The organism is Aquamicrobium terrae, assembly GCF_040545735.1.
GTDB lineage: Bacteria > Pseudomonadota > Alphaproteobacteria > Rhizobiales > Rhizobiaceae > Mesorhizobium > Mesorhizobium terrae_A.
Map to the genome: position 1 here is coordinate 200544 of NZ_JBEPML010000008.1, position 18326 is coordinate 218869.

The following is an 18326-nucleotide window of genomic DNA, read 5'->3' on the forward strand; positions in this document are numbered from 1 at the left end:
ACGGGACGGGGTGTGCGGTTTTATGTTCTCTAGATCAGGAAACCGCGCGTCATAAGCTTCCCTCATGTCGATTGTCCTGCTGATGTTCATACCGTGAGTTGAGCGTGCACACGCGTTCTCGCCGTTCTGCAAGCAACGGTTACCGAGGGCCGAACTGAGTCTGCCACTGCGCGAGCTTCGTGCAGGCGCTACGAAAGCTCCGCTCATCGCGCACGAACTGCAGGGGGCTCATTCGGTTTAGATCGTCATCACGTCCCTTCAGGAAGGCAGCGGCGTTTTCCGGCGATAAGCCATGCTCCGCCAATTCGGCCAGCTTTTCCTCCCAATAGAATTTCCGAGCGACCAACCCCAGCGTCTCCCTGGCCCGGCCAAGACCCACTTCGCTCTCCTCCGCTGACTCGATCGGCATCATGCCGTTCACGTATTCCACGCCCGAACGCGCGATCCTCGAACTGCTCGATCGGGTACTCGCTAGCTGACATGCGGGCGCTACTGCGGGATATCTAAGGCCTCAACATTCTGCTCGCCAAACAATGACACGGCGGAGCTTAGCGCGTTAGTCGGCAGCGTCTGCGTCGCAAGCACCGCCAAACGCTTCATCGGCCGCGAGATCGACACGTAGAACAGGTTGCGTGCACGGTAGTATCCTTTGGAATTTGCCTGCGTGATGGCTTTGGTCGCGATCAACTCGAGCAGCTGCGGCCAGTTGTAGTGGTTCCAGCCGCCCCCGAGCACGACAAGCACGTTCTCGAACTCCGCCCCTTTGACACTGTGCTGCGTAGCGAACGGGGTCTGCTTTTCTACGAAGCGAACCAGAGCGATGATCTCGCTGTAGGCGACATCCCGCATCTCCTTGTGCCGCTGTAGTCCTGACGCTTCTTCAGGGACTGCCGCCTCGCCAAGCGCCTGCAGATCCTCCTCGCGCTTTCGCACACGATCCGGCAGAGCAGGCCGCTGCGTTGCGAGCAGGTGATCGAGGACCGCTCCGACCGTACCGTCATTGCGCAGGGCGATCAGTGCATCCATATCCTTTCGCCATGCGAGCTTGTCGGCATGGGCATCAATGCCGGGCTTGGCGCCGAACAGGCGAAATACTTCCCCGTAGCGTGACGACTGGTACGCTTCGCACAGGGGCTCCAGGATCTCGGCAAAGAACTTGATGGCAGGGTCTTCCTTACGTGCGAACAGGTCATTGCGGCGTCGGAATATGGCTGCGATCGACGGATATCCCTGTTCCTCGGCGAGCACGTTATGCGTCAGCATCAGAACCTTCGTCTTCGTGAGATCCCAGCCTTCTCCCTCCAGCCGCTGCAGAAGCCCGTGGCGCACCGTGCGGGCGAGTTCCGGAAACAGGTCCGCTTTGGAGTGTGCGGTGTTCGTGCGCGCGCCGGTGAAGCTGTTGGTGTGGAAGAAGCGCGCTTCGCCCAAAGCTGCCGGGTCCGCGACCGCCTGCGTCAGCTCGGGCCGCAAACGGTTCAGCACGTCGACGATGGCGGGGACGGAGCGGAAGTTCGAGCCCTTGTCGATGCCCTCGATCGGATAGGCGGCGAGCTCATACTCGCTATTATAGATCGTCTGCCAGTGATCGCCAAAAAGGCCGATGAGCGGGCCTTTCTTCGGCTCGAAAAAATGCGCCGTGATCGCTTCCATGAAGTTGCGATCGGTATCCTGGTATTCATCGATGAAGATGATCGGGAACTGCTGGGTTAGCAGCTGCTGGAATTTCGGCCGGGCGAGGAGCTTCGCCATGTAAAGGGGCACGTCGTCATGCGCGAGCGTGATGCGCGCGTCGTCGATGCCGAAAAAGCCGAGCTCGTATTCGACGGTCTTGGCGCCGACGCCGCCGGCTTCGTCGACTTTTTCCTTATGGTTTTCGGCCTCGAGCACAAGCTCGCGCAGCGCTTTTTGGAACTGGCGCAGGAACGCCCAAGAGAAGGCATGGATGGTCTCGACCAGGATCGCCGGGTGTCGCCCGATCTCGCGCGCGATCTCATCGCGAGCGACCTCCGTGAAGGTGATGCAGGCGATCTTCTGACCGCGCTGCATCAGCTCGGGTTCCCTTTCGGCGATCATCCGCTTGAGCGCCGCGATCAGGGAATAGGTCTTACCCGCTCCCGCTCCGGCCTCGAGACGAAAGCTCTTGGACTCGCTCAGGCAGCGATCGACCTCTTCCTGCGCTTTCTTCGCGGCGACAAGGGCGGGATTGTCGGTGCCGACGGTCATTGGGCTGGCTCGTTCGGCGGCGGAGCAGGAACAATCGGCGGATCTGCCGCGGGTGGTGGCGGCGGCTCGGACAACCATTTCAACCCTTCGCTGATGTAGCGGGGAACGTTCCAGTCCTTCTCCTGGATCGCGAAACGCAGCGCCGTGTCGGACTTCGAGAGGTCCTGCGCGACGTCCCAGGCCTCCTCTGCTTTGTCTCCATCGTCGGTGAGACCGAAACGTTCAGGGTTCGCCAGCACCAGCGCATCCTCGTAACTGCGCGCACATAGGTCAGTGCCGGCAACTTCCGGAATCTGGTAGGCGATACGCCGATAGCCTGACAGTTTGTCGGCATCGGTCTTGGCGAGGAGCACCTTCGGGTCGATATGCGGCGCCGGGGTATCCTGCCACCCTTCCGCCACCTTGGCTTCGGCAGGCCGGAACCATTCCCTGATCGCGGTATTCGATGTCCGCTCGCCCGATGCGACAGGGCATTTCTCCCAGACCGTGACCTCTGCGCCTTTCTTGTTCATCTTCTTTTTCTGCAGCACCGCATCGATATCGGTGATCACCAGCGTCTTCAGTTCGAGGAAATCCAGAAGCGGATAGAACAGGTGGGCATAGGCCCCGCCGACTTCGGCGGTGGTGACATACTGTTTCGCAAGCTTGTGTTCCTCATCCAGCGTGCGATCGACGATTTCACACAGGCGCGGCATGAGGATGCGCTCGGTTGTTCCTTCGACCAAGATCGCCTTGTCGGCGAAATAGAGGTCGCACTTCGTCAGCGTCATATATTGATGCAAGAACTCCTGATCGGGCGCGGGGATGGACGCCATCCCTTTCTTGAAATCCTTGACCTTGGTGCGCCGCTGCGACCCCGCTGCAGCCTGATCGTTCAGGAAGTAGCGCACCGCTTCGAAGGACGCGGCGTTCGCCACATGCGAGGAGTGTGTGGAGATGACGAACTGCACCTGCCAGGGCTCTTCTTCTGGGTACTTCGCGGAGAGCTTCCCCACCGCGGCGTTGAGCTGGCTGATGAAGACCTCTTGCATCTGCGGATGCAGATGCGCCTCCGGCTCCTCGATGAAGATCAGGTGCGTCGCCGGCCGCGTCGGGCGTGCCCGATACGATTTATGGTAGCTCTCGAGCTGGAGCAGCATGTAGATGAGGTTGCGTGTGCCAAGGCCATTGTACCCTTCCGGCAGATGCACGCCGTCGGTGCCGGTGTAGACGACCTTGGTATGGCCCTTGAGCAAGGTCTCGACGTTGAGCGACGTTTCAGGCCGTATCTCGGTGTCATTGAGGCTTGGAAAGCCCAGGACGCTCATCGCCGGAAGCAGGCCTTTCAACATCTCGTCGAATTCTGACTGGACGTTGCGTTCAATGCTTTCAACCGAGGCCTTCAGCTGCAGGCTGAGCTGCTGGTCGGACTCGGCGGCCGTCGCGGTGGACGCCGTCTTGAACAAGACACCCAGCAATCTTCCGATCGCGTCGGTCTCGTCCTGTTTGGCGTGATCCAAGGTCCGCTGCGCCCGGACGAGATTGCATTGCAGGAGCGAGGACAGCGCGGCCGTGCCTTCGAACTGGCGGGTGTTCGTCGGATCGGTCGGATCGACCGCCGAGACCTGCACGCTGTAGGCAGTAGGGATCGCTTCGCGCAGGTGACGCATGAAATGAGTAAGCGCATCGAGCCCTTCCGGCGGCGCAGCAACCTCAAGCAGAGCCTGTAGCGATGACAGCGTGGGCGCGTATTCGATCTTCGCGACGGCCGTCGTCGCATCCTCATCCAGATCGATGATAAAGGGTGAAAGTGGTCCAAGCGACGGCGCCGCTTTATCGTAGGTGAATGTCAGGCTGATCGTGATCGTCGGGAGCGCCCCAAGCACGGCACCCGGATCCGCGCCGGCCTCCCTCAGCTGCCTTGCCTCGGAGAATTTACCGCGCGTGCCTGCGGAGAAATCCTCGAGGCGGAACCGCGGGCCGTTTTCGCCTGCGAAGCGTTCGAAGACATCGGCCAGTGAGGTCTTGCCGCTGTTGTTGCGCCCGACGATGACCGTCGAATTCGGCTCCAGCGTGATCTCCACGTCCTGGAGGAGACGGAATCCCTGCACCCTAACTTTCTGTACCCTCATCGCCCGCCCCACAGGAATCGCGTTAAATATCTCCTTGGATAGTCTTCGCGGACCTATTAAACAACAACGAGGCACAACAGGCTGTCGATCAAGTGTTGGCCAGTTGATTCGCTCCTATTCGGTTCATCCCTTACATCGAGATGTGTGAAAGCGACTATGGCGACCTTCGGCCCGCAGTTCGGCGACGATGACCAGGGTACTATGGCGATCGAACCTAAGGAGCCCGGTGTCACTGAAGTCTATTTCAGACCTTCGGATGCGCGCCTGCGCGCCGTGAGCCGGGAAAAAGACGTGACCGCCCGGGTACGTTTGCTCCGGTTCGACGCCAACAGGGGAGTTACTACGCTCTATCCGGTCAACACCATGCCCACCTCGAGCCGGTTCCTCGAGCCCAAGCACGATCCGATCCTCTCGATCGAGCTCGCTCTGGAAAGCAGCATGCCCATCATCGTTGACGACTTTGACGACTATGTGGAGTACGTCATTCCAAAGACCCTTGAGGACGTGCAGCTTTACCTCAATGAATGCATGCCGTCCGGATTTATCAAGGATCCAAATTTCGGCTTGGGCATCGACCGCACTCTATCGTTCATCCCCTGGGCCATTGCACAGATCGAGGGTGTCGAGCAGCTTAGGCTGACCGATAAGAAGCAGCTGGAGGTCTCGGTCACCGCGGACGGTAAGACGTTCGAGATGGGCTATGCGCTTTTCGACAACCTGCGGCTGGAGGCCAATCGGTCCGACGAAAAGGCCCGGGTGGCGTCACGCAAGCGCAAGAAGCAATCAGCCTACACCAACCTACTGACCCGCCATGACCCTGAGCGGTTTCCGCTTAAATTGTTCGATCGAGACCAAGGCGATATCGCGGAGGCGATCGGCCCGACGATCGTCGACGCAAAGTTGTCGACACGTGACCGCGAAGCCGTGGTTTCGCTCGCGGCAGCGACAGTGCGCACCTCGCTCCCGACGCAGCGTGCGCGATTGATCAAGCTCCACGATGAGATCGAGCTGGCGGCCCTCGATGAACTGATCGACCATATGCAAGTGAAGCTGGCGGCCCATGCGTCCGAGGCACAATGGCAAAAGCTGTTCGAGGCAAACCCTTTGATACTCGACCTGGTGTTCAACGTACCGGTGGTGCTGCTGCAAGGGCAGGCCCATGTCGGCGGCAAACGTCTCAGCGGTGCCGGCGAGACTATCACCGACTTCTTGTTCGCCAATCAAATTACCGACAATGTTGCCGTGTTAGAGATCAAGACGCCGGCAACGCCACTGCTCAATCCACGCGAGTACCGCGGAGGGGTCTTCCGTCCGTCATCCGAGCTCACCGGAGGAGTTGCCCAGATCTTAGACCAGATAAACCACCTGCAAACAGCTATCGCCGCCATTCGGCACGCAAACCGGTCGGTGCGCATCGAATCATATGGCATCCGAGGTGTGCTGCTAGCTGGCACGATTCCGGCCAGCGACGCACATAGGCGCTCCTATGAGCTTTACAGGAATGCGCTCTTCGGCGTGAGCGTCATCACATTTGACGAACTCCTAGCAAAGCTAAAATCGTTACGCGAATTGCTTTGGACAAACGCAAACCGTTAACAGGAAAATTCCTACCTCATCGCAACGTCAAGGCCGATCATTCGTTGCCTATCCTACGCTGTTACTTGAGGTCGCTTGCCCAACGTCGGCTATCTGCCAACTGATCTCAGAACCGGACCGTCTCCTCTCGGCCCCGACTACGTCGTTGAACACGTCAAATCTTGCCTAGTCGAGCGAGTGAATTTTCACCGTAGGCATACCTTGCGCGGCAAGCTCGCACAACCGCATCCGCATTTCCTGGCCTGGCACAGGGAGCCTTGCTTCAAGCATTGAGCGCCCGAGCGGACACTAAGTTGCCATGTAACTACGCCGCCTCCCACACCTGGTTCAAAATCCTCGCGGCTAGCGCAGCCTTGTCCTGTGGCAGGAAGCGGCCGTAGTGCTGTGCGACCATGTCTGGCGTGTCCTGAATTGCATAGCTTGCCTGCTCGTAAGAGCCGGTCTGTTTCAGAATATGCGTCGCCAGCACATCGCGGACGTTGTGGGGACCATGTGGTAGGAGACCGGGAATGGCGCCACGGCCGGTATAAGGATTGTAGATGCCATACCGCTGGATGGTGAGACGCCAGGCCTCGTAAAAGGTGGTCTGGTCATATGACGCATCCTTGCTGTTCGTCTTGACCGTCTTGATGAAGAATGTGCCGGGATCGGTGGCTCCCCCGAGCAGTACGCGCCGATGCCGGTCGATATAGGCCTCGATATAGTCATAGAGACCACCGAGGTTGGGCAGGATCAGCCGAAACGGCTTGCTTCCGAAATAGGAAGAATTGGCATTCTTGAACGCGACGGAAGGGATCAATACCTCCCAGCCATTGTCGCGCTCACTCCAGCGAAGCTCTCCGCGTTTCATGTCGGCGAGCTGACGTTCGGACCGAGGCAGCCTTCCGCGTTCACAAACCATCAGCTGGCGCAGGTTCTTTTGCCGCAATCCGAGATGCAACCCGAAACGCAGCATCAGAAACGATCGCGTGGCTTCCGCCGCGTAGCGAGGATAACGGCGCTCATCCGGCATCAGACGCAGGATCTCCTCGGTGATCTTCCGATATTCGCCAACCGGGCTGTCGGCTTCCAGCACCGGCATGATCGGCTCAAACGGGTCGCGATGGATGCGCGCAACTCGCTGGATCTCCTTCACGCGGGACGCGGCGTGCTTGAAATAGATGTCGCAGGCATCGTCCCAGTCGACACAGGTGCGATCGATGTCTCTTTGCGAAACCAACCCCTCGATTGGATGCACGCGGGTTGCCAGATGAGGATGCTGCCGCAGCCAGCCCGTCTCCTTGCGGGTGAGGGCGAGGGAAATGCGCAGCATGTCCACTTCCCATGCGGTGTAGAACCCGCGCCGTCTTTCACGCCATTGCACATACCAGTCCCAGATCGACGGAAAGATGAGCAGACCGAAAGTCAGATGCTGGGGCGGCACGCCGTAGCCACGTACCGGCCCACGCGGATGTGCTGCCAGTGCACCGAACATCAATCCCAGATGCTCGACCTTCTGCGATGCCGTCTCTTCACCCCAAACTCCGTTGCGTTGCAGACCGAATGCGGTGAGCGTCGCAGTCTTAAAGCGGATTAGTTCCGCCATTTCCATCGCCAGGACAGGCGGAGCATCGATAACGCCGGACATCAGGTCGGGATCGGTGAAAGATGCACCGTCATCTTCATACCCACCACGCCGGTCTCGAGAACTGTCATTCGCGACTTCGGACTGACCATAGGTGATGCCAGGGAAACGTATGGCGTAGCGCTGCTTCATCGCAGCAGCCTGGAATCGCCTGTAATCGGTTGAGCCGCTGATGATGACGCGTCGAACCCATTCCAGAATCTCCTCCTGCTCGTCGCGCGGGCGCGTGTTGAAATCGTCTGGCAGATGCCATGCAAGTCGCCGTCGCTCTGCGGAGCCGATATCGTCAAGGATGTGCCCGGAGGCCGAGCGCGTCTGATGTGGCAGCTTTCCCTTGAAATACCCTGTCGGAAGACGATAGCGGCGCTCGATGCGAGCGAGCACCTCCAGGCTTGCAACGCTGCGTGGCGCCTTTGATTCCTGCAGCCAATGACGGATTGTCGAATGGTTGAAGTTCTCGTCATCGCGAACAACGGCGCGATGCAGATGCCAATAGCTGTCACCGTGTCGGCGCATGTGAAGTTCCAACGCCGCTGGAAAAGTTGGAGGGTCAGTCCATTCCTGGAACAGAGGTGCGGGAAACTCCTCGACTGCGCGTGGCTTGGCGCCTGGCTTCGGTCGCTCCTTGACAGCGACGTGCTCCGACTGACCAGGCGTGCTGCGTCCGCTCCCTGCAGGTGCCTTTGTCGATGCTAGCTTCGGGGGACGACCTCGCCGAGGCCAAAACTCCGGTTCCGCATGCGGAGCAACTCGCTGGGCGGGTGAAGTTGCAGGATTTTTCATGTTGCGTACGATTGCATCCAGGACGGGTTCAATCGTGGCTTTCGCAATCCGCAAGCACTCTTTATCGAGGCCGCATCGATGGCCGATTTCTTTCCAGTCATAGCCACGGGGCTTTCGTGGTGGTATTGCCGACCGGGCGATCAGGTCGAGCAGAAAAGCCCTGATCCGCGCGCTTTCCCGCGGTGGAAGCACTGGGTCAACACGAAGGCGGCAGAAGTCGGAGATTTTGCGCGTGAAGAGAGGGTGGCTGTAGGGTTCAGGCATGCGGTCGTCAAATATCGATGGCTGTGTTGGGTTGGGGAGGCGGCTCACAGCCGCAGTCTCAGGGAACGGTGCAACGGACATCCACATTGGATGGACATCCATCGGATGTGGATTTGAGTTTCTCCTGGAAACGCCCCGTGTAGCTATGGATTACGGAGCAGGAGAGGGCGCCCACGGGCCAGATTGTCTCGTCACAGGATCGGCGTCCGGCTAGGTTCCTCTGTGGCGAAGCTTTCGTTGCGGCCGTTTGTTTGAAGACGGGGCTGGCTCGATTGCGGCCTTTACGGATCCTGCTTCCCACTTGTGTGTCGGTATGGAGGTGTAGTCGATGGAGTTCGGGTTGATGAAGATGGTACGATGATAGCCTTCCACAGGTAAGCGTATGATCTCATCCTCATAAAGGTCGCTGCTTTCAATCAGCATCCAGAATGCTTCGTAGACCGCATCACTGTCCGCAAAAACATTCCGCCTTTTTCCGTCGGAAAGCTGATATGTAACATTCGTTGCCAGAGAGGCGATGAACTCTGCTTTCTTCTCCTCCTGCTCTTTCAGTACGGGTATCTGATCCCTGTCAATTGAATTGCTGTCAGCCAGTTGCGAGAACTCTTCATCTGTGGTCAGCCGCAGGATTTCCTCGATATGCTGGATGTTGGCCTCGTCGAAGTCTTCCAGGCCGACTCCATCGCAGGCTATAGCTTCGATAATTTCCCAGTCCCGGGGATCGGGCAGATGGAGAGGTGAATAAAAATCATACTTTTCTCCTTTGGGACCAAAATAATCATAGGCTTCGCTTGAGAAGTAGAGATCGGAAATCGCATCCACGCGCACTATGACTGTCTGGTTGGAAAGCGATTCTACGACGACGAACCTGGCATTCCCCTGGAGATCCCTGTAAAGATCGCTATGGCTTTTCTCGGAAATGGAGAGAAGTATCGGCTCGCCCCCACCCACAAAGTGTATCGCCACTTCACCATAATATTGCAAATGCTCCGGAGCGTCGGGATCGTGAAACGCCGCCTCAACCGGAGCGTGCTGGCCGAGAATTGTTGCTTCTGTCGTGTCCAGCGCAACTGCCAGGAGTTGCAGCTTTTCGGTGGGAATTGCGCTTCGGCCCGTTTCCCAGCGCTGGTATGTGGGCTGGGTGACGCCTGCCGTTTTGGCCAGTCGGGCTTGGGTCAGGTTGGCCTCAAGCCTCAGCCTTTTCAGTTTCAGTGACATTGCACCCCATCCAAATTATGCGCATAGTATGCGAATATTTGGATGGGCGTCAACCCTTGATAGCGTTCGCCCTTCGGTGACCAGCCGGTGCGCTTGGTCAGCCTGGTGTTGGTCGACGTCTCGGGCGAGGGTGGCCCATAAGTGCTTCATATTCCCGGTCGGTCAATCGCTCGACCGTCTGCAACTGCGCGGGAATGTCCATCCGCTCGTGCAGGACAGCGGCGACGACGAAGGTTGTTTCGTCCACGACGATATAGGCGGCGTAATGGTGCTCGATCTTATGAAGCCGGAACAAGGAAGTGCCGACCCGCTCGTCTTTCTTGGCGCGGACGCGGGCATAGGCCTCTGGAATCTCCTCGAAGCCTTTCCGAAGTCGGCGGCCATAGACTTTTGCCTGTTGCGGCGACCATTTCCGCGCCGTTTCCCGGACCGTTAGACGGTAATTCTCAATTGCTGTCGGCAGGATAAGGATGCGAGGCGCCACTATCGCCGCTCTTCATCCAGTTCCGCATCGACGGCATCCAGAACGGAAAGGGGAAGCATCTCCCCGCGCCGGAATTCCTGCTCGGCCCGCAGCAGGGAGCGAACCGCATAAAGCCGGTCCTCTTCGCGCGCCATGTCCTCGCGGATCAGCGCGCGCACATATTCGCTCGGCGTCGTGTACTGGTTCTTCCCGTTCGCGCGCATATCGACGAAGGCGCGCATTTCATCGGGCAAACTCACATGCAGGCTGCTGGTCATGTCCACACCCTCCTGATTGGATCAATTGCCTCGAATTCTCACGGATCGAGTGACCAATGTCAATATTTGACATTCAGTCATGGCAGATAGCGACAGATGTCATCGTCGAATGGAGGGCCGCCGATGCAGTTCCGTCGCTTACGCTCAGGTTTCCAAATGTGACTGCAAGGAAATCATCGGTTCTTGCACCGCCTCCATCAAGCTGGACCAGAAGAATAGCCTGGCGACTGTGCGGTCGAGCGCAACCCAGTGCGCGCGTGTCTCTGGTGACGTGGGCTTGATGCTGCTCTTCGCATTGGCCCACACCATCAGTTCCATGATCTCGGTGAGGCTCTACTCCCATCCACTCACGATACTTCAGGCGCGCGAGATAGCGCTTGTCGCTGCCTTAGGAGACCTGTGCGCGGGTCGTTGTGGACGGCGATGAGCGCCATTTTAAGCAAGTGCTGCACAGCTATCTCCTGCTCAGTCAGCCATTGGCTTCTGGCACGGCATTGAAGGTTTTATGTCGCTGCTGCGACGATGCTGATGGTGCGTTTGAAGTTGTAGGCGATTGCGGTGAGACGAACCTGCACGCCGGCTTTGGCAAGGCCTCGCCATCGCATTCGGCGCAGGCCGTAGCTGCGTTTCCAGGTGCCGAAGATCTTCTCGATGCGCCCGCGGACACGATGGATCGGCTGGTTCCAGGCATCGAGCCGTCTGAGCGTCTCGGCTTCGTCGCGTCCCCACATGCCTGTGACGACGATGCGTGGCGTGCCACCTTTGGCTCGAACCGCATCGCCGAAATGGTTGCCTTGGTAAGCGCTGTCGGCGAAGACTTCACCCGGGTTGTCCGGCAGTGCATCCGGACCGGCTTTGCCATCATTGACGTTGGCGGGCGTGATGGCAACCTCTTCCACCAGTGCCGTCTCGGCATCGGCGCCGACATGAGCCTTGAAGCCGTGCACGGCCGCCTTGCCCTTGTGCTTGACCCAGCGCGCATCGCCGTCGCCCTCACTGGCCGAGGCGATGATGGTCGCATCGACCAGCGTGCCGGTCTTGACCGTGATAGCCTTGGTCTTGAGCTGGGTGGTGATCGCGTCGAACAGCACCTTGTCCAGCGCCCGCTCAACCAGCGCCTTGCGAAAGCGGACGAAGGCCGTGCGCTCCGGCGTCGGCTCCGATGCCGAGAAGCCGCAGAAGCGCCGAAACGAGGCGCGATCATCCAGCGCTTCCGCGAGCTTGACGTCCGACAGATCGTACCAGACCGAAAGCAGCATCGCCTTGAACAGCGCCAGCGGCGGCCATGCCGGCTCCCCCTTGGCTGCGTTTGAGATATTCGACAAAGCGTGCTCGACCGGAGCCCAGTCAATGATGGTGGCCAAATCGTCCAGGGATGAACCGCGCGTGCCGCGGCGATCACCAAACTTGAAGCTCTCCTGGCCAATCCGACGACGAGACATCGCAAACCTCAATCCGTTGATCGGAGCGATGGAATCACGAACTTCCGGCGCCGTCCACAACGACCCGCGCACAGGTCTCCTAGGAGGAGCGCACCTCCCACGTCGTCGCTTCGGCGATGAGGTGTAGAAGGTCGCATGAACGATGGAACAAAGTCGGCTACTTGGGGGAGTCTCTCCGGCCGTCGGGCTGTCGACTATGTGGGCTTTGCTCGCGTCAGCTCAGTAATCACACCCAAAAGGGTATTAGCGCCAGCAATCATATGCTCGGGATCAGCCCACTCATTTTCGTTGTGGCTGATACCGTCGCGGCAGGGAATGAATATCATGCCGGTGGGACAAAGCGGGGCCATGAACTTCGCATCATGTGTCGCCCCCGAGGCGATCCTCGCGGTATCGAGGCCCACCTCAGCCGCTTGCCTTTCAATCGAGGATATAACCTTAGCAGCGAAACAAACCGGCGGCGAATTGAGGGTAGTGATGACGGAAATCTCACATGGTGTCTGCAGCGTCTCGGCGGCTTGGTAGATTTGCGTGTGAACGGAAGCCAGCAGTGCCTCGTCTGGATGGCGCAAATCGATCGTGAAGGCGACCTTCGCAGGCACGGTATTTGGTGACCCTGGCAACACCGTCAAGCGACCAACGGTGAAGCGGATTGCATCGTCTTTATCCGCTGTGACCGAACGCAATTGTGCAGTAAGGTCGAGCGCAGCCCAAAATGCGTCCTTGCGTCGTGATCGGGGCGTCGTCCCGGCATGAGCTTCCTCTCCCGTTATGCGCACCTCGAACTGGACGATCCCTTGAATGCCGGTTACGACTCCGATTGGGATTTCGTTCTGTTCTAGAATTGGTCCCTGTTCAATATGCGCCTCAACATAGGCAAGACTTTCGCTACCGAGCTCGATGCTTTTAAGTGGGCCGAGCTGTGTCAAGCTTCGCGCCAGTTCGTCACCGAGCCGGTTCCCATCCTGGTCGAAGGAACCTAGCGCCTTATCGAGGGATAATTGTCCAGCATGAACGGCAGACCCCATGGTCGTGGGTGAGAAACGAGCACCCTCCTCATTGTTCCAAACGACTACCTCGATCGGGGCGTCGGAAGCCACCTTATGATCCTCCAGCGTCTCGAGAACTTCGAAGCCGGCGATTACGCCATATACACCGTCGAAGTTGCCGCCTGGTATCTGGCTGTCGAGATGAGAACCCATGCGAAGCGGCGCCCGGCCTTCGTCGGCACCTTTCCGCCGGATGAACAAGTTACCGATTGGATCGACACTGCAGGCGAATCCCCTTTCGCGTGCAAGGTTCAGCAGGGCGAGGCGCGCAGATGTTTCTTCATCGCTGAGGGCTGGTCGAATGACACCGCCATTGCCGGTCTCCCCAAAGCCCGCCATGAGCTTGTGTCTTTCCAGCAGGCGTGCGCCATTGATCCTCAAGGCCGTCATTCGAGTGCTCTGCTGCTATATCGTGATTACAATCTTGCCCACATGTGATTTCGAGACGAACTCAGCATGGGCATCCGGGAGAGCTGGCAAAGGAAACGTCTTGGCCACGACAGGCTTGATTTCGCCGCGTTCTATATACCCGACGAGCGACTCGAAGGTTGAGCGTTGCGGGTTCCCGACACCCCACATCTGAAGGTCCTTATAGATCAGATCTCGCAGATCAATTTCAGGGTTCGGCCCGGCGATGGCGCCGGCCGAGACGTAGCGACCGGCTCGACGAAGCGATCTGAGCATGTGAAGCACCGGCGCGCCTCCTGTGACATCAGCAACTGCGTCGAGACCGCGCCAGCCGACCAAATGTTCGATCTCCTTGCCTAGATCTTCACATTCACGTGGGATGAATTCGTCAGCGCCAAGAGCTCGAACGGCAGTCTCCTTATTTCGACCTGCCACTGCGATGACCCGTGCCCCCCGCCGCTTCGCGAGTTGAACGTTCGCGGACCCGACACCGCCAGACGCACCGGTGACGAGAACGGTTTCGCCGGCCTCCAGATTGATCCTGACAAGCATTTCCTCGCCAGTCGAATAGGAGCAAGCGAAACTGGCAAGCTCGATGTCACTGAGGTTCGTTCTAACGACCCAGGCGTTCTCAGAAACTATCTTCGTATATTCGGCGTATCCCCCGTCGGACTCACTGCCGAAATATATTACGCCTTGCGAATACTTTGGAAGCGATGCATCGCGGATACAAGGGTCCACCATGATCCGCTCGCCGATCCGGCTTTGATTGACGTTCTTGCCTACCGCGACAATAACACCAACTGCATCGGCGCCCTGGATCCGGGGAAACGTCAGCGTCTCGCGGTTCCATGTCCGGAGTTCCTGACCGCCGCTCGTGAAGCCCTTGGCGCCAATCTCAGCAGTGAGGGCCGACTTGACTTCAGGCGAATACCAGCCCGTACGGGTATTAATATCGGTATTGTTGACCCCGCAGGCCGTAACCTTGATCAACACCTCGTCATCACCGACCTTCGGAACCGGAACCATCGTATAAACCAGCTTGTCGATGCCTCCATGACCCGTCAGAACGACGGCATTCATCGTTTCGGGCAGAGCAGGAGCGTCAGTCATCGAATTTCCCCGTGATGCTGGTATTCTGGGTTCTTTTTTCACACTGCACGCGTCACCTTAGCCCAATATGGCTGCCGCAACTCTCGCTTGAGAACTTTGCCGAACGCGCTTTTGGGAAGCGATGAGGCGAATTCGACTGACTTTGGTTTTTTGTAAGATGCCATTCGATCGCGTGCGAAGAGGATGAGTTCATCTGCCGAAGCTGTCCTGCCAGCCTCCAGCACCACCACCGCCTTCACGGATTCGCCCCATTGCTCATCCGGAACACCGAATACACAGACCTCTGCGACCGCAGGATGCTGGAGCAGCACTTCCTCGATCTCGCGAGGATAGATGTTTGCACCACCGGAGATGATCATATCCTTGATACGATCGGTAATGAAAAGATAGCCGGCCTCGTCAAGGTAGCCGACATCACCGGTATGCAACCAGCCGTTCTTGAGCGTCTCGGACGTAGCGTCCGGTCGGTTCCAATACCCCGGCATGACAAGATCCGAGCGAACGATGATTTCACCCGGTGTCCCGACAGGTGCCGGCTTTCCGTCCTCATCGACAACACGTACCATGACACCGGGCATTTCGCGCCCAGCCGAGCCGAGGCGGGAGAAAGCGATCGGATCGTTGAGATTATGCTCGGATTTATGAAGCCCGGTGCACGTCATGGGAGCTTCGCCTTGACCGTAGATCTGACTGAATACCGGGCCGAATGTTTCGATCGCCTGCTTCAGGACCTCAACATACATGGGTCCACCGCCGTAGATTATGTTTTTCAGGCTCGACAGATCGTACTGGTGCGCGGCTTTCGATTGCAGGAGCATCTGCACCATGGTCGGCGCCAGAAAGCTGGCGCTGACCTTCAGTTTCTGGATCAGTTCGAAGACCTTCTCTGCGTCGAAGCTGCTGGTCAGGGGAAAGGTCTGCGCTGCTCCCGCAGCCAAATGCGCCAAACCGACACTGGCTGTACCATGTGCGATCGGCGCAAGGTGGAGCATGACATCAAACTCATTGGTATCCGCAAGCAGCGTCTGACGAAATTGTTGAACCATCGTCAGCAGATTGCGATGGGTTTCCATCGCGCCTTTTGATTTTCCGGTGGTGCCCGAGGTGTAGAAGAGCCATGCGAGGGAATCCGGTTCAATCGTAATCGGTGGAAGCTCTGTCGAGCCCCCCGAGAGGAATGCTTCATAGGAGTTTTCAGTCTCCGGTTCGCCGCCGATTGCAATCCAATGTTCGACGCCGTGTACCTCCGGCCGAATCGTAGCAAGGGTTTGCGCATATTCCGGGCTGAAGAAAATAAAGTGGGCGCCTGAATCATTTAGCGCAAAAAGATGGTCGGATGGATGGCTCTTTGGATTGAGCGGTACAGCAGCCATTCCGGCGTTCATCGCCGCAAGATATACCTCGTAGGCTTCAAAGCGGTTTGCTGACAGTATGGCCACACGATCGCCCTGTTTACCGATACCTAGAAGTGCGTTCGCGAGCTGGTTGAGGCGAAGGGCACCCTCCCGATAGCTTATTGATTGGTCCAGGCTGAGCCACAACGGCCGGTTAGGATAGCGCTGGGCTGAACGGTGGACGAAATGAGCGACGTGCATGGCGGTTACCGGTTCGAAGGAAACTGGGCGGGGCGTTTCTGCAGGAAGGCCTCCATGCCCTCGCGAGCGTCCGGCTCCATAAAATTCAGACCTTCATATGCCACCGATAGATCAAAGATCGGAGCGGCCTGACGGAGCCAGTGATTGAGGCACCGTTTCGTCCATTGCACCGCCCGCTGGGGCTTCTTGCCAATTCTGTCTGCAAGCTCGAATGCGGTAGGCAGCAACTCACTAAGGGGTTTGCACATTGATACAAGGCCAATCCGTTCGGCCTCACGTCCGTCGAGCAGGTCTGCCGTCAAGAGATACAATTTTGACTTCGGTATGCCGCAATAGAGCGGCCACATCATTACTGCATGATCACCGGATGTTACGCCGATGTTGACATGAGCATCCGTAATACGGGCCTCCTCGGCGATGATCGATATGTCGGCAGTCAGAGCAACGGCAAGGCCGGCGCCGGCTGCTGGCCCGTTGATTGCCGAAATGACCGGCTTATCAAGGTTGATCATGTTGTAAACGATATCGAGCGCGCCTTCGCCCATGGAAATAATCGGCTCGATCTTGCCGAGCTTGTCAATTTCCTCGTTAAGGTCGCCGCCTGCGCTAAAGGCTCGGCCAGCGCCGGTAATGACGACCACACGAACAGTGGGGTCATTCTTTACGGTAAGCCAGATCTGCGCAAATTCCCTGTGCAGAGTATTGTTTGCCGCATTGAGCTTTTCAGGCCGATTAATGGTAACGGCGAGAACGCCGTTATCGCGGCGCTCAAAGCGAAGGAATTCGTAGTCCTCATACCGCATCAGAGTTCTCCCGAACGTGTGAGTTCATCCACATACGTGGTGATCGTTTTCTTCAGCCGACCTGCAAGGTCGTCTATCTGCTCCGCTGTAATGATCAGTGGTGGGCAGATTACAGACCACTCGCCGTAGCGCCCGCCATTCTGGCGACGGGAGTAAAGCATCAACCCGTTGTCAACGCCGATCTGACGGATTCTGTCACTCGTAAATAAAGCGCCGGAGAAGACCTCCTTCGTCTTCTTGTCGCGCACATACTCTATTGCCATCATCAGACCATGGCCGCGCACGTCACCAACGATCGGCGACTCGTCCATGATCTCCGTGAGGCGCGTTCTCAGCAGATCGCCCAGGGGACCTGCATTGGCGATCAGGTTCCGCTCGGTCATCTCGGAAAGAACGGCGAGAGCGCCAGCGCAGGTGATAGGATTGGCATTGTAGGTATGGGATAGATTGAAGCCGGTGAGCCCGGCCAACTCGTCGACCAGCGCTGCCGGGGCGAGTACCGCGCCGATGGGCGTATATGCCGCCCCGAGACCTTTAGCCGTGATCACGAGGTCCGGTTTGCAATCCGGATAATGGTGTGCAGCCAAAAACGTCCCCGTACGGCAGGCGCTGACGATCTCGTCGAAGACGAGGAAGACGCCATACCTGTCGCAAATCTTGCGAACCTCGGTGAAGAATGCCCTATGAGGCACGTTCGCCCCTGTCGACTGTCCTCCCACGGGCTCCATCATAAAGGCCAGCACATTTTCCGCGCCCAGTTCCAGGATCTTCGACTCGAGCGCCACCGCCGATCCGCGCGCGCCTTCCTCGGACGTTGTTCCGAACGGCGGACGGTAACTCAACGGCGCTGGGATCTTGTCGCCGAATACGGCCATCGGCCCCCAGACCGCGGCTGCATCCTCATCGCCTGTCCAGCCAATCGTGGCTAAGGTCCCCCCATGATAGGATGGCATTAGGGTGATGACCTTGGTCTTCTGCTTGCGTCCCTTGGCATAGGAATACTGCCGCAAGAATTTGATGCCTTGCTCGACCGCCTCCGAACCACCAGAAGACAAGTGGACGCGCTCAAAACCAGGTCCGGTCAGGGAAGCGATCTTCTCGGTCAGTGCCAGATTGGGAAGATGCCGTGTGACCCTGACATAGGAAAAACTGTGCTTGACACCTTGGTCGTACATTGCCTGAAGTACACGGGTGTTTCCTTGTCCGAGTGAGGCGGTCATGGCACCCGAGATCACGTCGATATATTGTCGGCCGGCATCGTCATAGACATAGATGTTTTCGCCACGAACGATTGTTGGTAAACCTTTGGTATTGCTTGCCGAATAGAACAAGTCTTGAGGTCCGCCTATCTCTGGA

At 58.1% G+C, this 18326-nt stretch carries 14 protein-coding genes; 1 reads left to right on the forward strand and 13 read right to left on the reverse strand.

The window, feature by feature from the left end:
* Positions 1–139 precede the first annotated feature (139 nt).
* From ABID37_RS13495 to ABID37_RS13505, 3 genes are all read right to left on the reverse strand, one after another.
* On the reverse strand, positions 140–412 hold the full coding sequence (locus tag ABID37_RS13495; protein WP_354195561.1) for a hypothetical protein: 273 nt from the start codon (positions 410–412) through the stop codon (positions 140–142).
* Positions 413–489: 77 nt separating this feature from the next.
* Complete coding sequence (locus ABID37_RS13500; RefSeq protein WP_354195563.1) at positions 490–2223, reverse strand: UvrD-helicase domain-containing protein; 1734 nt, start codon at positions 2221–2223, stop codon at positions 490–492.
* Positions 2220–4334, reverse strand: coding sequence for an ATP-dependent nuclease (locus ABID37_RS13505; RefSeq protein WP_354195565.1), 2115 nt, complete (start codon positions 4332–4334; stop codon positions 2220–2222). The genes ABID37_RS13500 and ABID37_RS13505 overlap by 4 nt, the downstream gene beginning before the upstream one ends.
* A 156-nt stretch (positions 4335–4490) precedes the next feature.
* Between ABID37_RS13505 and ABID37_RS13510 the strand changes: the two genes are divergently transcribed.
* Positions 4491–5930 carry a Shedu immune nuclease family protein gene (locus ABID37_RS13510; protein ID WP_354195567.1) on the forward strand — a complete coding sequence of 480 codons (1440 nt, stop codon included), beginning with the start codon at positions 4491–4493 and terminating at the stop codon, positions 5928–5930.
* Between the two features lie 304 nt (positions 5931–6234).
* On the opposite strand, the gene ABID37_RS13515 is transcribed toward ABID37_RS13510, so the two are convergent.
* The 10 genes from ABID37_RS13515 to ABID37_RS13560 form a co-directional block, all read right to left on the reverse strand.
* Positions 6235–8601 (reverse strand): hypothetical protein, encoded by a 2367-nt coding sequence (locus tag ABID37_RS13515; protein ID WP_354195569.1) that lies wholly within the window; start codon positions 8599–8601, stop codon positions 6235–6237.
* 210 nt (positions 8602–8811) lie between these two features.
* Positions 8812–9819 (reverse strand): helix-turn-helix domain-containing protein, encoded by a 1008-nt coding sequence (locus tag ABID37_RS13520; protein WP_354195571.1) that lies wholly within the window; start codon positions 9817–9819, stop codon positions 8812–8814.
* Between the two features lie 97 nt (positions 9820–9916).
* Positions 9917–10303, reverse strand: coding sequence for a type II toxin-antitoxin system RelE/ParE family toxin (locus tag ABID37_RS13525; protein WP_354195573.1), 387 nt, complete (start codon positions 10301–10303; stop codon positions 9917–9919).
* A complete protein-coding gene (locus ABID37_RS13530) occupies positions 10303–10560 on the reverse strand; it encodes a ribbon-helix-helix domain-containing protein (RefSeq protein WP_354195575.1) in 258 nt (85 codons plus the stop codon). The genes ABID37_RS13525 and ABID37_RS13530 overlap by 1 nt, the downstream gene beginning before the upstream one ends.
* Positions 10561–11063: 503 nt before the next feature.
* A complete protein-coding gene (locus ABID37_RS13535; RefSeq protein ID WP_354195577.1) occupies positions 11064–12074 on the reverse strand; it encodes an IS5 family transposase in 1011 nt (336 codons plus the stop codon).
* A gap of 122 nt (positions 12075–12196) precedes the next feature.
* Complete coding sequence (locus ABID37_RS13540) at positions 12197–13441, reverse strand: allantoate amidohydrolase (RefSeq protein WP_354195579.1); 1245 nt, start codon at positions 13439–13441, stop codon at positions 12197–12199.
* 15 nt (positions 13442–13456) lie between these two features.
* On the reverse strand, positions 13457–14572 hold the full coding sequence (locus ABID37_RS13545; RefSeq protein ID WP_354195581.1) for an alcohol dehydrogenase family protein: 1116 nt from the start codon (positions 14570–14572) through the stop codon (positions 13457–13459).
* A 38-nt stretch (positions 14573–14610) separates the two neighbouring features.
* Positions 14611–16167 carry a long-chain-fatty-acid--CoA ligase gene (locus ABID37_RS13550; protein WP_354195583.1) on the reverse strand — a complete coding sequence of 519 codons (1557 nt, stop codon included), beginning with the start codon at positions 16165–16167 and terminating at the stop codon, positions 14611–14613.
* Between the two features lie 5 nt (positions 16168–16172).
* Complete coding sequence (locus tag ABID37_RS13555) at positions 16173–16970, reverse strand: enoyl-CoA hydratase/isomerase family protein (RefSeq protein ID WP_354195585.1); 798 nt, start codon at positions 16968–16970, stop codon at positions 16173–16175.
* Positions 16970–18301 (reverse strand): aminotransferase family protein, encoded by a 1332-nt coding sequence (locus tag ABID37_RS13560; RefSeq protein WP_354195587.1) that lies wholly within the window; start codon positions 18299–18301, stop codon positions 16970–16972. Before ABID37_RS13560 ends, ABID37_RS13555 begins: the two co-directional genes overlap by 1 nt.
* Positions 18302–18326 lie beyond the last annotated feature (25 nt).

Bases quoted from the DNA above. Each gene is read 5' to 3' on its own strand.
- ABID37_RS13495 (WP_354195561.1), bottom strand. From the start codon at position 412: ATGATGCCGATCGAGTCAGCGGAGGAGAGCGAAGTGGGTCTTGGCCGG.
- ABID37_RS13500 (WP_354195563.1), bottom strand. From the start codon at position 2,223: ATGACCGTCGGCACCGACAATCCCGCCCTTGTCGCCGCGAAGAAAGCG.
- ABID37_RS13505 (WP_354195565.1), bottom strand. From the start codon at position 4,334: ATGAGGGTACAGAAAGTTAGGGTGCAGGGATTCCGTCTCCTCCAGGAC.
- ABID37_RS13510 (WP_354195567.1), top strand. From the start codon at position 4,491: ATGGCGACCTTCGGCCCGCAGTTCGGCGACGATGACCAGGGTACTATG.
- ABID37_RS13515 (WP_354195569.1), bottom strand. From the start codon at position 8,601: ATGCCTGAACCCTACAGCCACCCTCTCTTCACGCGCAAAATCTCCGAC.
- ABID37_RS13520 (WP_354195571.1), bottom strand. From the start codon at position 9,819: ATGTCACTGAAACTGAAAAGGCTGAGGCTTGAGGCCAACCTGACCCAA.
- ABID37_RS13530 (WP_354195575.1), bottom strand. From the start codon at position 10,560: ATGACCAGCAGCCTGCATGTGAGTTTGCCCGATGAAATGCGCGCCTTC.
- ABID37_RS13540 (WP_354195579.1), bottom strand. From the start codon at position 13,441: ATGACGGCCTTGAGGATCAATGGCGCACGCCTGCTGGAAAGACACAAG.
- ABID37_RS13545 (WP_354195581.1), bottom strand. From the start codon at position 14,572: ATGACTGACGCTCCTGCTCTGCCCGAAACGATGAATGCCGTCGTTCTG.
- ABID37_RS13550 (WP_354195583.1), bottom strand. From the start codon at position 16,167: ATGCACGTCGCTCATTTCGTCCACCGTTCAGCCCAGCGCTATCCTAAC.
- ABID37_RS13555 (WP_354195585.1), bottom strand. From the start codon at position 16,970: ATGCGGTATGAGGACTACGAATTCCTTCGCTTTGAGCGCCGCGATAAC.